12 protein-coding genes are annotated in these 13517 nt (G+C 64.6%); 5 read left to right on the forward strand and 7 right to left on the reverse strand.

Annotated features, from left to right (window positions below):
• Positions 1–137: 137 nt before the first annotated feature.
• From AB6B38_RS13770 to AB6B38_RS13780, 3 genes are read left to right on the forward strand one after another with little or no spacing between them, the layout of a single operon-like run.
• A complete protein-coding gene (locus tag AB6B38_RS13770; protein ID WP_371393502.1) occupies positions 138–1109 on the forward strand; it encodes a homoserine dehydrogenase in 972 nt (323 codons plus the stop codon).
• Positions 1109–2071, forward strand: a complete 963-nt coding sequence (locus tag AB6B38_RS13775; RefSeq protein ID WP_371393503.1) for a homoserine O-succinyltransferase — start codon at positions 1109–1111, stop codon at positions 2069–2071. The genes AB6B38_RS13770 and AB6B38_RS13775 overlap by 1 nt, the downstream gene beginning before the upstream one ends.
• Positions 2068–3225, forward strand: coding sequence for a PLP-dependent aspartate aminotransferase family protein (locus AB6B38_RS13780; RefSeq protein ID WP_371393504.1), 1158 nt, complete (start codon positions 2068–2070; stop codon positions 3223–3225). Before AB6B38_RS13775 ends, AB6B38_RS13780 begins: the two co-directional genes overlap by 4 nt.
• An 8-nt stretch (positions 3226–3233) precedes the next feature.
• On the opposite strand, the gene AB6B38_RS13785 is transcribed toward AB6B38_RS13780, so the two are convergent.
• The 3 genes from AB6B38_RS13785 to putA all read right to left on the reverse strand — a co-directional run bounded on the left by AB6B38_RS13785 (position 3234) and on the right by putA (position 9651).
• A complete protein-coding gene (locus AB6B38_RS13785; protein ID WP_371393506.1) occupies positions 3234–4148 on the reverse strand; it encodes a lipid A-modifier LpxR family protein in 915 nt (304 codons plus the stop codon).
• A 187-nt stretch (positions 4149–4335) separates the two neighbouring features.
• The gene (locus tag AB6B38_RS13790) at positions 4336–6216 is read right to left on the reverse strand and encodes a ribonucleoside-diphosphate reductase subunit alpha (protein ID WP_371393507.1); all 1881 of its coding nucleotides are present in this window, start codon (positions 6214–6216) and stop codon (positions 4336–4338) included.
• Between the two features lie 288 nt (positions 6217–6504).
• Positions 6505–9651 carry a bifunctional proline dehydrogenase/L-glutamate gamma-semialdehyde dehydrogenase PutA gene (putA, locus tag AB6B38_RS13795; protein WP_371393509.1) on the reverse strand — a complete coding sequence of 1049 codons (3147 nt, stop codon included), beginning with the start codon at positions 9649–9651 and terminating at the stop codon, positions 6505–6507.
• A 191-nt stretch (positions 9652–9842) separates the two neighbouring features.
• On the opposite strand from putA, the gene AB6B38_RS13800 reads away from it, so the two are divergent.
• On the forward strand, positions 9843–10919 hold the full coding sequence (locus AB6B38_RS13800; RefSeq protein ID WP_371395109.1) for a glycosyltransferase family 4 protein: 1077 nt from the start codon (positions 9843–9845) through the stop codon (positions 10917–10919).
• 8 nt (positions 10920–10927) lie between these two features.
• On the opposite strand, the gene AB6B38_RS13805 is transcribed toward AB6B38_RS13800, so the two are convergent.
• From AB6B38_RS13805 to gpmA, 4 genes are all read right to left on the reverse strand, one after another.
• The gene (locus AB6B38_RS13805; RefSeq protein WP_371393510.1) at positions 10928–11362 is read right to left on the reverse strand and encodes a hypothetical protein; all 435 of its coding nucleotides are present in this window, start codon (positions 11360–11362) and stop codon (positions 10928–10930) included.
• Positions 11349–11633 (reverse strand): type II toxin-antitoxin system prevent-host-death family antitoxin, encoded by a 285-nt coding sequence (locus AB6B38_RS13810; protein ID WP_371393512.1) that lies wholly within the window; start codon positions 11631–11633, stop codon positions 11349–11351. The genes AB6B38_RS13805 and AB6B38_RS13810 overlap by 14 nt, the downstream gene beginning before the upstream one ends.
• A gap of 63 nt (positions 11634–11696) precedes the next feature.
• A complete protein-coding gene (gene ribD, locus AB6B38_RS13815) occupies positions 11697–12284 on the reverse strand; it encodes a bifunctional diaminohydroxyphosphoribosylaminopyrimidine deaminase/5-amino-6-(5-phosphoribosylamino)uracil reductase RibD (protein WP_371393513.1) in 588 nt (195 codons plus the stop codon).
• Entirely contained in the window at positions 12269–12994 is a 726-nt protein-coding gene (gene gpmA, locus AB6B38_RS13820; protein WP_371393514.1) for a 2,3-diphosphoglycerate-dependent phosphoglycerate mutase, read from the reverse strand. Before gpmA ends, ribD begins: the two co-directional genes overlap by 16 nt.
• Positions 12995–13252: 258 nt before the next feature.
• On the opposite strand from gpmA, the gene AB6B38_RS13825 reads away from it, so the two are divergent.
• The gene (locus AB6B38_RS13825; protein ID WP_371393515.1) at positions 13253–13480 is read left to right on the forward strand and encodes a hypothetical protein; all 228 of its coding nucleotides are present in this window, start codon (positions 13253–13255) and stop codon (positions 13478–13480) included.
• Positions 13481–13517 lie beyond the last annotated feature (37 nt).

A 13517-nucleotide genomic window follows, 5' to 3' on the forward strand; every position in this document is an offset into this window, starting at 1 on the left:
AAATGCAGCTAAAGCGAGGCAGGACAAGATGACGCCGCCCGGACGGGCGTGACCGCAATAGTCCTGCATCTCTTTGCCATCGGCGCTCTTGCATTTGCCTTTCCGCACACCCCGCGCGACAGGAAAGTGATACTGCCATGGCCCCGCTGGATTACGCACCGAGCTTTGTGTCTCCCGTAACCGTACGCAGCCGGCCCATGCGCGCGGTATTGCTGGGCTGCGGCACGGTCGGCAGCGCGCTTCGCGCCCGCCTGCCGCAAGGCGTGGCGATTGAAGCCATCGCGGTGAGCCGCTGGCGTGATCTGGGCAAAGGTCCGGTGCGCGTGCTCGATAGTCTGGACGCGGCGCTGGACCTTGCACCCGATCTGGTGATTGATGCCCTGCCGGGCTGCGCGGCGGCCGAGACGGCGCTGGAGCGCGCGGTTGAAGCGGGCGCACATGTGGTGTCGGCCAACAAGGCCGTCATCGCGCGCCGCCCCGATCTGGAGCACGAGGCGGCCAGAAAGCGCCGTGGTTTTCTCTATAGTGCCGCTGTAGGCGGCGGGGTGCCCGTGCTTGAAACCATCAACGCGCTGGGTGCCCGCGGCCGCGAGATCACCACCATGAAGGGCGTGTTCAACGGCACCTCGAATTTCGTGCTCGACCGGCTGTCCAAAGGCGAGGCGCTGGACGATGCCGTGCGCGCCGCGCAGGAGGCCGGCTTTGCCGAAGCTGATCCCAGCGCCGATCTCGATGGTGACGATGCGGCGGCGAAGCTCGTGCTGGCGGCCCGTACAGCCTGGGGGGTCGATCTTGATCTTCAGACAGTCGCCCGCCAGTCCATCAGCGATCTGGCACCCGGTCTTGCCGCCAAGGCGGCGCGTGAGGGTTTGCGTATCCGTCAGGTCGGGCGTCTGGCGCGTTCAGGGGGCGGTGTGCACGCGGCCGTGCGTCTTGAGACGGTCAGCGCCGACAGCGTGTTCTACCGCGTGGAGCGCGAGGGCAATGGCGTGGTCATCGCGCTGAAAGATGCGCCGGGCGTCATCCTCACCGGCAAGGGGGCTGGCGGCGCGCCGACGGCGGCCAGCATGGCCGGGGATATTGCGCGTCTGGTCGCGGAACACGGCTGATGCCGGAGGCCGTGCTTGCCGCAGAGGCGGGGGAGGGGGCAACTGAGCCAGCCTGTCCCTTTCCCATAAACGACCATATCACCGCTCTGGAACTGTCCTCCGGCGCCTTCGTGAATGCGCGCGCGCGTGTCTACGGACCCGCCCGGGCGCCGGGCATCATCGTGCTCGGCGGGATTTCCGCCCACCGCCACCTATTGGGCGATCATGCCGAAAGGCAAAGCTGGTGGCCGGGCATTGCCGGGCCGGGCCTGGCGCTCGACCCGCTGCGTCATCAGCTTCTGGCCTTCGATTTTCTGGCAGATGAGGTGGGTCCGTTTCCGCGCGTGGAAGATCAGGCAGAGGCATTGCTGGCGCTGGCGGACGCAGCCGGGTTTGAGACCTTCCAGATTGTCGGGGCTTCCTATGGCGGCGGAATCGCGCTGGCGCTGGCGGCGCTGGCACCGGAGCGTGTGACGGGCCTGCATGTGCTGTGTGCGGCGGACCGCCCCCACCCGATGACGACGGCGCTGCGCGCCATACAGCGCGATATTGTCGAATTTGGCCTCGCGCGCGGGGACGGGGCGGGCGGGGTCGATCTGGCGCGCCGCCTTGCCATGACGACCTATCGCACGGCAGACGAGTTCAAGGCGCGCTTTGACGACCCTGAGGCCGGTTCCCCGGATGCGGCCGGGGTGGAGGCTTATCTGGCTGCGCGCGGAGCCGACTATGCCGCCCATACCAGTCCGCAGCGCTTTCTGGCGCTATCGCGCTCCATGGATGCTGTGCGGATCGATCCGGCTTCGATCCGTGCGCCGTTGCGGCTGTTCGCGGTGGAGGAGGACCGTCTGGTGCCGCTGACGGATATTGAGGCGCTGGCCAGCACCCTTCGCGGCGCCCAGCTGGTGCGCATATCCAGCGTCTATGGCCATGATGCATTTTTAAAGGAGGTGGAGGCCGTGACACGCTTTCTGGACGCGATATGAGCCGGGACCGCACGCGCGAGGGCCTTGCCACCCGCGCCGCGCGCGCCGGGATCAACGCCGATCCGGGCCATGGCGGCATCGTCGCGCCGATCAATGTCGCCGCGACCTATGTGCGCGAGGATCCGGGCGTTCCCGGCCGGTTCGACTATGCGCGCACCGACGCGCCGACGCGCGCCCTGCTGGCCGAGGCGGTGGCCGGTCTTGAAGGCGGCGCGGGGGCCTGTCTCACCGCCTCCGGCATGGCGGCGATTGATCTTGTCCTGAACCTCTTACCCCCCGGTGCACGCGTTGTGGCGGCGCATGATTGCTATGGCGGCACGCAGCGCCTGTTCAATGCGCGCGGCCCCCAGCGCGGGTTCGAGATCGTCTATGCCGATGCGACAGACCTCGCCGCGCTGGAAACCGCGCTTGCGCCGGGTGCCGCGCTGCTCTTTCTGGAAACCCCGTCCAATCCGCGCCTGCGCATCACCGATATCGAGGCGGCAAGCGCGCTGGGACATGCGGCGGGCGCGCTCGTCGCTGTCGACAATACCGTGCTCTCTCCGGCCATCCAGCGCCCGCTGGAGCTGGGGGCGGATATCTCGGTGAGTTCGCTGACCAAGATCATCAATGGCCATTCCGACATGGTGGGCGGGGTGGTGTGCGTGCGTGAAGCGGCGCTGCAGGAAAATCTCGCCTGGTGGCTGAATGCGTCTGGCACCGGGCTTGGGCCGTTTGATGCGTTTCTGGCCACCCGCGGACTTCGCACCCTGCCGCTGCGAGCAAAGGCGCAGTCCGAGGCCGCGCTGGAGCTGGCGGGGCGGCTGGCCCGGCATGCGGGCGTAATCCGTATCGATTATCCGGGCCTTGCTGACCATCCCGGCCATGGGCTGGCCGCGCGCCAGCAGGCCGGGCTTTTCGGACCACTTCTGAGCCTGGAGGTGAAGGGTGATCCGCGTGCCTTCCTTGAGGGGCTGGAACTGTTCACGCTGGCACAATCGCTTGGCGGGGCGGAGAGCCTCGTCTCGGTTCCTGCCCTGATGACCCATGCCGCGATGACGCCGGAGGCGCGCGCCCATGCCGGTATCAGCGACTCGCTGGTGCGCCTGTCCGTGGGGCTGGAGGATGTGGACGATCTCTGGCGCGATCTGGAGACGGCGCTGACGCGTCTCTAACCCCTACTCTATCTGCGCCAGGTCAGCGAGAAGGCGGCAAAGTCCTCTGACGTGTCCCAGGACTGGGTGGGCATGGACCAGCTGGTCTCGCGCCGCACATAGGCCAGCGAGAGGTCTACACCCTGCACATTCATGGCCAGGCCCGCCTGCTGATCGCCGACCATGGCATAGGGCTGGAGCGCGAAGGTCTCACGCAAGGAGCGTGTGTCGCCCGGACGATAGATCAGCGCCTGCCGGTCGGCGCCGGCGAAGAACCACCAGCCGCCATTGGCCTGATGCTCGGCCCCGACATACTGGCCGACCCGTACGGTGGCGCCGAACTCGGTCGCCGAGCCGGCATCGCCAAAGCTGAACCCGGCGCGCGGGCGCAGGCCCATATCCAGCTCGCCATCGCCGCCCTGGCTGTCAAAACGGCCCTCATAGCGCAGCGCCATGGCGCGTCCGCGCGGGCGGTTGGCGGAAAACCGCCAGGCCGGCATGTCGATGGCGGACGGCGCCAGTGCCGCCCTAACCCAGCCGGACTGTTCGGCATCATACATGGCGACCCGCAGCTCGCTGCCCGTGGCCGTGCGCGCAATCACGGTCTGCGGCGCGTGGAAAGCGCCAAAGCTCTGCTGGAACGGGTGGGTATGGCGGACAGACAGGCCTGCCGCCGCAATCGATGATGCGTCGCGCGTGCCATAATGGGCTTCGGGGATGGTTTCCTCGCGCTCCATGGACAGGCGCATGGAGGGCAGCGGGCCGGCGGACCATTCCTCAAGCAGTGGGGCGATTATGATGGTACGCATGTCAGCGGAGCGGGCGTCCTGCGCGCTGGCAGCAGGCGATATCAGTCCCATGGCGAACCCTGCACACGCCAGAATGCCGGCGAGGCGGCTAGCCCCGGCAGCATACTGTCCTGCAGTGTTCGTCCTATTGGTCACGTTGGCGCTCCCCAGTGCCGGTTACGTCACCTGTTTATACGCCCGATAATCTAACATGTTCCCTGCTGGCGCGCTGCCAGAATCGCTCAGGCGCGATTAACTGTGTATGAACACGCCCACAACCTTGCAATGAAAAAAGGAGAGGCTGCACGCCTCTCCTTTCCCAACCCTTATGCAATACAGGTGCTTACTGGCAGGCGAGGCATTCCTCGTATTCGGTCCTGGCAGCGGCCTGCATGGAGCTTTCCATGTCGTCCTTGCCTTCGGTACCGGCAAAGGCGGTGCGCTGGACGGATTTGGAGCGGCAGTAATAGAGCGATTTGATGCCCCGCTCCCACGCCGTCCAGTGCAGCATGTGAAGGTCCCATTTATCGACATTGCCCGGCAGGAAGATGTTCAGCGACTGGGCCTGACAGATAAAGGGCGTGCGGTCGGCGGCGTGCTCGATCACCCAGCGCTGGTCCAGTTCGAACGCGGTCTTGAACACGTCCTTCTCGTCCTGGCTGAGGGCGTCGAGATGCTGGACGGAGCCTTCATGCTCCAGGATCGAATTCCAGGTCGCGGGCGTGTTGATGCCCTTGTCTTCCAGCAGCTTTTCCAGATACGGGTTCTTCACCGTGAACGAGCCTGACAGCGTCTTGTGCGTGTAGACATTGGCCGGGATCGGCTCGATGCCGGCGCTCGTCCCGCCGCAAATGATCGAGATCGAGGCGGTCGGCGCGATGGCCAGCTTGTGGGAGAAGCGCGCCTTCACGCCGCTTTCTGCCGCATCCGGGCAGGCCCCGCGCTCTTCGGCGAGCTTCACCGAAGCCCGGTCAGCGCCCTGACGCAAATGCTTGAACAGCTTGCGGTTCCAGCTGGCCGCCATGGCGGACTCAAAGGGAATGTTGAGCGATTGCAGGAAGGAGTGGAAGCCCATCAGGCCAAGGCCGACAGACCGCTCGCGCCAGGCCGAATAGGTGGCGCGGTCCATCTCGTCGGGCGCACGGTCGATAAAGTCCTGCAGCACATTGTCGAGGAAGCGGAACAGATCCTCGATGAAGAGCGGATCGTCCTTCCATTCGAGGAATTTCTCTGCGTTGACCGAGGACAGGCAGCACACGGCGGTGCGGTCGCGGCCCAGATGGTCGACGCCCGTCGGCAGCATGATTTCCGAGCACAGATTGGACTGGCGCACTTTCAGGCCCAGCTTCTTCTGGAACATGGGCAGGGCGTTGTTCACCGTGTCGGAATAGATGATGTAGGGCTCGCCGGTCTGCAGGCGCAGTTCCAGGATTTTCTGCCACAGCTTGCGCGCGGAGATGGATTTCACCACTTCGCCGGATTTCGGCGAGATGAGCGGGAAATCGGCATCCTCGCGCACGGCCACCATGAACTCGTCAGTGATGTTCAGGCCGTGATGCAGGTTCAGGCTCTTGCGGTTGAAATCGCCGCTAGGCTTGCGAATTTCCAGAAACTCTTCGATTTCCGGGTGGTGGACGTCGAGATAGACGGCGGCCGAACCGCGGCGCAGCGAGCCTTGCGAAATCGCAAGGGTCAGCGAATCCATCACGCGCACGAAGGGAATAATGCCGGAGGTCTGCCCGTTCTGGCCGACCTTCTCGCCGATGGAGCGCACATGGCCCCAATAGGTGCCGATGCCGCCGCCATTGGAGGCCAGCCACACATTTTCCGTCCAGGTGGCGACGATATCGTCCAGCGAATCGCCAACCGAGTTGAGGAAGCACGAAATCGGCAGGCCGCGCTCGGCCCCGCCATTGGAGAGGACCGGCGTGGCGGGCATGAACCAGAGGCGCGACATGTAGTCGTAAAGGCGCTGCGCGTGGGCCGTATCGTCGGCATAGGCGCTGGCCGCGCGCGCAAACATGTCCTGATAGCTTTCGCCGGGCAGGAGATAGCGGTCGACCAGCGTTTTCTTGCCGAAATCGGTGAGCAATGCGTCGCGCGACGGATCGGTCTTCACGCTCTCCACGAGGCGCAGCGTGACGGCCTTGGGCTTGCCGCGCCGCGAGCGCACGGGGCCCTGTGTTGCGGTGCCGGACAGTGGGCTAGAGTCAAACGGCGTCATGGTCCAAACCGCTCCTTCGTGCAGGGCGCAAAAATCCTTGGCGCTGGGCAGGGAAACGCGCGCCGCCTTAACAAAAACCTATACATGCTGTGTGGCTTCCCCCGGAAACCGCAACATATAGTGCTAAGGGTCTCAGCCAGCGTCAACGGCCCAAACACGCTTCGGCCCAACTTTTTGGTAAACAAACTCCTAACACATCGGTGTCCGTATCCGGACTCTTTAACGCTTTCGGGGCGATAGCCCTGCTGAGATTAAATGTGGAAATCACAGCTGGCCGCTGCCAGCCGCTTATCCCAGATTCAGCAGTTCGGGATCGCCCCCCTGCGCCGCGATGTTGATCGTCACCACACGTTCTGCCGCGAAGCGGTAGAGATAGTGCGGTCCCCCGGCTTTCGGCCCGGTGCCGGAGAGGCCCTCACCGCCGAAAGGCTGCACGCCGACGACCGCGCCGGTCATGTTGCGATTCACGTAGGTATTGCCCGCCGGAACCGCCTCGCGAACCGAATCAAGGAATCGCTGGAGACGCGAATGCACCCCCAGCGTCAGCCCGTAGCCCTTGCCTGCGAGCTGGGCGGCGAGCTTTGGCAGATCGGCGCGCTTGTAACGGACCACATGCAGGATCGGCCCGAATACTTCGCGGTCGGCCACGTCCAGCGAGGGCAGTTCGACCAGCAAGGGCGCGAAATAATGCCCTTGCGCTTTCAGCGCATCGCTCAGCGGCGCGCGGTGCAGGATGGTGGCTTCGCGCTCCATGCGGCTCTCATGGGCGGTGAGCATGCCGAGCGCCTCGTCATCAATGACCGGGCCGACATCGGTCGCCGGATCGGCCGGATCGCCCAGGGTCAGCGCATCCATCGCGCCTTTAAGCGCCTCGATCAGCCCGTCGGAGGTCTCGCGTGGCAGGAAGATGATGCGAAGCGCGGAGCAGCGCTGTCCGGCTGAACCGAAGGCGGAGAGAATCACATCATCCACCACCTGCTCTTTCAGGGCGGACGTGTCGACGAACATGGCGTTGAGCCCGCCCGTTTCGGCTATCAGCGGCAGGATGGCCCCGTCGCGCGATGCCAGCGTGCGGTTGATGATGCGCGCGACTTCCGTCGAGCCGGTGAAGGCAACCCCGGCCAGAAGCGGATGGCCCGTCATCAGCGCGCCCACCTTGCCATCGCCGGGTACCAGCTGGACCACGTCTTTGGGCAGGCCCGCCTTCTGGAAGAGTTTGATGGTTTCGAACGCTACCAAAGGCGTCTGCTCGGCGGGCTTCGCGACGACCGTATTTCCGGCGGCCAGCGCAGCGGCAATCTGGCCGGTGAAGATCGCCAGCGGGAAGTTCCACGGGCTGATGCAGGCAAAGACACCCTTGCCCGCCAGCTCCATATGGTTGGTTTCGCCTGCCGGTCCGGGCAGGCGGTCGGCATGGCTGAACTTGGTTTCGGCCTCGGCTGCGTAATAGCGCAAGAAATCGACCGCCTCGCGCACTTCTGCCACGCCGTCATTAAGCGTCTTGCCACCTTCACGCGTCAGGATCGCCATGAAGCGGCCGGTATCGGCCTCCAGCACATCGGCGATTTTGCGCAAGATCATGGCCCGCGCGGCGCCGCCCTGACGGTCCCAGGCATCGAACGCCTTGTGGGCCGCCGTGAAGGCGGCATCCACCATGGCTTCGTCGGCCTCCACGACTTTGCTCACAATCACGGAGGAATTGACCGGGCTTGCCTGCTCGCGCGCCTTTCCTGTTTTCACCTTGCCGGAGATGATCGGGCCACATGCATAGGGCATCGCCTTGTCGAAATGGTTTTGCGCGTCTGCCAGCATGGTGCGTACCCCTTTCTGTGAAAGGTCGACCCCTGCCGAATTGTCCCGGTGGGGACCGTAAAGCCGGGGCGGGGCCGGAATGAAGGGATGGCGGTCCATGCTGTCGGCGCCCTCAAAGGGGCCGCGCGCCACATCGGCAGCCGGAACATCCGGATCGAGGAAGGAGTGCACGAAGGAGGTGTTGGCCCCGTTCTCCAGCAGACGGCGCACCAGATAGGGCAGCAAGTCTTCATGGCTGCCCACAGGCGCGTAGACGCGCACAGGGCGCAGCGCGAAGGCGCTGGCGGCGGCCAGATAAAGCGGCTCGCCCATGCCGTGCAGGCGCTGGAACTCGTATGATTCATTGCCAAGCTCGGCGGCGATCTCGCGCACCGCGCATAAGGAATGCGCGTTATGGGTCGCAAACTGCGGGTAGATCGTGTCCGGCTCACCCAGCATGGCGCGCGCGCAGGCCAGATAGTTGAGGTCAGTCGCCGATTTGGTGGTCCAGACCGGAAAGTCCGGCCAGCCATTCATCTGCGAGAATTTCACTTCGGTGTCCCAGTAGGCGCCCTTTACGAGGCGCACCATGAGACGCCGCCCGCTGGACCGGCCCAGCTCGGCCAGTTTGGCGATCACGGCGCGTGCGCGCTTCTGGTAGGCTTGCAGGGCCAGGCCCAGACCATTCCAGCCCGCAAGAGAGGGTTCGTGGGCGAGACGCTCCAGCATCATCAGCTGCAGGACGAGACGGTCTGATTCCTCGGCGTCCAGGCAGAAGCCGATATCGGCCGCCTTGGCCGCTTCAGCCTGCTCCAGCACTTTGGGATAAAGCTCGCGCCAGAGCGTTTCGAGCTTGAAGATATTATAGCGCGGATGCAGGGCGGAGAGCTTGACCGACACGCCATCGACCGCTTCCACCGGCCCGTCCTGGCGGGACTTGGCGACGGCGGCGATCGCGTCGAGATAGCGGGTGTGATAGCGCGCGGCGTCCGTGTGTGTGCGCGCGCCCTCGCCCAGCATGTCGAAAGAGAAGAGCGGGTGGTGGCCCTCTGGCACTTTCCAGGCATGGCCGCGCCTTATCGCGCCGCCAATCGTGCGGCCCAGCACGAACTGCTCGCCCAGAATGCGCATGGCCTGGCGGGTGGCGGTGCGGATGACCGGCTCACCGACCCGGCCTGCGATATTGCGGAAATAGGCGCCGGGATCCTTTCGCGCAGCCGGGTCCACATCCATCAGCGAGCCAGAGAGCATCAGGCCCAGCGTCGAGGCATTGACCAGCCAGTTTTCCGACTTCCACGCGTGCTCGGCCCATGCGCCCGAACCGATCTTTTCGGCGATCAGCGCATCGGCGGTTTTCGCGTCCGGCACGCGCAAGAGCGCTTCGGCCAGACACATCAGGGCGAGCCCTTCCTTGTTGGACAGGCCAAACTCCTGCAGGAAGGATTCCATCAGCCCGGTGCGGGTCTTGGCGTTGCGCGCCCGCTCGACCAGATCGATGGCGGCTGCCGAGACGCGTGCGCGTGCCGCCGCGTCCAGCCCGGCCTGTGCATTGAGCGCGCGCACGGCCTCGCTCTCGGACGCAAATTTCAGGGCATCAATGCTATCCCAGTCGATGCCGGCGGCAGAGGCAGTGTCGGTGTTCATCGTCAATCCGTCTTTCGGGCCAAAGCTCGCGGTGACATGGCCACAACGGGAACGGGCAGGCAAGACCACAACACTGTTACCCTTCGCTTGGCCGCAAAAACGCGTTATGAGCACCGGCCCGGCACCCGGACCTGTCTTTGAGGCATGGTCCGGGTCAGTTGAAAAGAGGCCCGTAAATGGACAATACGCCCTTGCGCATTCTGCTGGTGACAGACGCCTGGGAGCCGCAGGTCAATGGTGTGGTGCGCACGCTGTCGCGCACGGTCGATGAATGCCGCGCCATGGGCCATGAGGTGGAGGTCATCCATCCGGGGCTTGGCTTCAAGACGATTCCCTTGCCGACCTATCCCGATATCAAGCTGGCGCTGGGCGCGCGTGATGATCTTGAAGCGCGTTTCCGCGCCTTCGAGCCGGAAGCCATTCACATCTCCACCGAAGGCACGCTGGGTCATGTCGCCCGGCGCATCTGCCTGTCATGGAAGCTGCCCTTCACGACCAGCTATCACACCCAGTTTCCCGAATATGTGCATGCGCGCTTCCCCTTCATTCCGCTGGCGGCGGGCTATGCCTTCATGCGCCGCTTTCACAATGCGGGTAACGGCATCATGGTCGCCACCGAGACCATGCGGCAGGGACTTGTAAAGCGCGGCTTCAACAATCTTGTCCCGTGGTCGCGCGGGGTGGACACAGACCAGTTCCGCCCGGACCTGCGGGGCATTGATGGCGGTGTCTATAAAGACCTCCCAAAGCCGGTCTTTGCCTATGTCGGCCGGGTGGCGGTGGAGAAGAATATCGAGGCATTCCTCAAGCTCGACCTGCCCGGCTCCAAGGTCGTCGTCGGTCCGGGTCCGCAGCTGGAAGAGCTCAAACGCAAGTACAGGAACGTGCACTTTACCGGCGGCAAGTCCGGCGAGGAGCTGGCGCGCCATTTTGCCGACGCCGATGTGTTCGTCTTCCCCAGCTTCACCGACACGTTCGGGCTGGTGATCCTGGAAGCGATGGCCTGCGGCACGCCGGTGGCGGCGTTCATCGCGCCGGGGCCGCGCGATATCATCCCCGGCTCCAAGGCCGGTGTGGTGTCAAACGATCTCAAGCAAGCCTGCCTGCAGGCGCTGGAGCTCAGCCGCGAGGACGCGCGCGCCTTCGCCGAACAGAACTCCTGGCGCGCCTGCACCGAGCAGTTTGTCGCCAATCTCAAACCCCAGCCCCGCCCGGAGCGCAAACGCTTCTGGAAGCGCTTGAGAAGGCTGAGGCGCAACAAGGGTTAGAGGGCAGGTCAGCCTTGCCGCTTGGCCGATTTCAGCGTGCGCTGGCGAAGCCGCTCCATCATGGCCGAACGGATCGCTTCGAACAGGCTTTTGGGAAGACGGCCATATGTCCAAGCCTCGCCGGGGCGTGCCGGAACTATCCCCGCGTCATCCCAGGAGACGGCGTTCGCCTCTGCGGTCACAATATAGCTGTGCCCGTCATCCAGGCCGAGATGCTTGCTGACGGCCGCGGGTATGGGAATTGCGCCTGTTTGCGCCGCTGGAGGGCTGTGCGTCACAGGCACCAGCAAAACTTCGGTCTTGCCGTCGGCGCTCCGGATAATTGCGGCGACCACTACGCAGGGCCGGTCCTTGCTGCCTTCGTTCCTCCCTTTCTCGCGTTCGTGTGACCAGAGAAAGTCATAGCGGATGACGAGGCCGGGTACCGGCTCAGGCTTCTTCACCGGAACCCGTCTTCAACAGTGCTTCTAACGCGGGATCTGCATCACCGTACTCCGCGTCCGCCAGAGCCTCGACCCATGCCTTCGGCAGACTTTCTGTAAGATGGTTCTGGCGGGTGTCGCGCGCTTTCAGGCGTTCATACTCATCGATATCGATAAGTACGCGTGCTGTTCGTCTGTGTTTGGTTATAAAGACCGGGCTCTTCGCTGCCTGCTCAATATAAAGCCCGGCCCGGGTCTGGAACTCGGTAGCCGTCACGGAAATCTTGCTCACGTCACCAATGCCTCCATTTTGATGTGCCGATATTAGCTATTTTATCGAAAATTCGCAATATCGCTAACCTGCCACCCTCACCCGCGTCATCCCTTCACGGCCGAGGCGCTGGATGGCCTGATCGACGCTTTCGTCTGGCCCCGGCACCAGATCGGCATCGAAGATATTGGGGCGGCGGTCCTGCAGCACCAGCGGCAGGCCGGTGCGCACGCGGGTGAAGAAGCCCGCATTGAGCGCGTCGCCTGCTTCCTGCCGGACGCCTTCGATCACACTGACGCCAGCCTCGCGCAGCATGGCGACGCCCCGGCCCGATACGCGCGGATCAGGATCACCCGACGCGATGAAAACGCGCGCCACGCCTGCCCGGATGAGCGCGTCTGCGCAGGGCGGTGTATGGCCGTAATGGGAGCAGGGCTCCAGCGTGACATAGACATCGGCGCCGCGCGCTGCCGCCCCGGCTTTCTCCAGCGCCTGCGCCTCGGCATGCGGGCGTCCGCCCGGCGCGGTGACGGCCGTGGCGATCACATGGCCATTTTTTGCGATGACGCAGCCCACCGACGGGTTGGGCGCGGTCTTGCCCAACCCGGAAAAGGCCAGCGCCAGCGCCGCGTCCATGAAGCGCAGATCGGAAGGGGTCAGCCCTTCGGGCATGGGGGCAGGGCCTCGGCGCGGTCCTCATCGAGATAGCGCGCCTCGACGGGGCGGAGGCCATCCAGCTCGATCAGCAGCGGATTGCCGGTCGGCACTTCCACTTTGAGGATATCGTCATTGCTGACCTTGAAGAGGATTTTCACCAGCGCCCGCAGCGAATTGCCGTGCGCGGAAATGAGCACGCTCTCTCCGGCGGCCAGGCGCGGCGCAACAAGCGCGCGGAAGCACTCATCGACGCGGGAAAGCGTGTCTTTCAGGCTTTCGGTGCCGGGCAGGGCGGCCGGGTCCAGATGGGCATAGCGCTCATCGTGCGAGGGATGGCGCGGATCAACGCGGTCGAGCGCGGGCGGAGGGATGTCGAAGGAGCGCCGCCAGACAAGCACCTGATCCTCACCGTGGGCGGCGATGGTCTCGGCCTTGTCGAGGCCTGTCAGCGCGCCGTAATGGCGTTCATTGAGCCGCCAGTCCGGCATCACCGGAATCCACAGCCGGTCGAGCGTATCAAGGCCCAGATGCGCGGTGCGGATGGCGCGGCGCAGATAGCTGGTAAAGGCGATATCGGGGGCGAAGCCTGCCTCTTTCATCAGCGTGCCGCCCCGGCGCGCTTCGGCCTCGCCGCGTTCCGTCAGGTCCACATCCACCCAGCCGGTAAAGCGGTTTTCCAGATTCCACTGGCTCTGGCCGTGGCGGGTGAGAACAAGGCGGGGCATCATGATCTCCAAAAGGCAGGCTGATCCGTGTCGGGACCGGGCAATAGCGCGCAGGCGCCCGCTTGACCACTCCTCATACCGCCCCTTTGGCAAAAAAGACACACATCGTGCTCAAACCGGGCTGGCCTTTCCGGCGCGCTCTTTGCATGGCCGGGACCCAGGCGCACAGTGTCCGGCTACAAGCGGCTGACCATTGAACCATGGTGGCTTCATGAGGCGCAGGCAAACCGCGCCCGGCAGAGTGCAAGGGGTGTTGGGATGATCCGGCAGGTTGTTACTCCCGCGAACGGGGATGAGGCCGCGCTGCTCGACCGGCTGGTGGCCAGCTTCACCGAGGAGCTGGCGGCGCGAACCTCCGAGTGCATGTTCTACATGACCGAACCGGGCGGCCAGGCCAGCGCGCGCATCATCGAGACAGAAACCCAGGAAACGCTGGACCGTTTCCTGACGTTCGTGGCGTCCCATATTGGCAATCACGCCTTCTGATACTGGCCAGCGCGGGACAGCGCTGCTAAAGCCTCAA

It is taken from the genome of Glycocaulis abyssi (assembly GCF_041429775.1).
GTDB lineage: Bacteria > Pseudomonadota > Alphaproteobacteria > Caulobacterales > Maricaulaceae > Glycocaulis > Glycocaulis abyssi.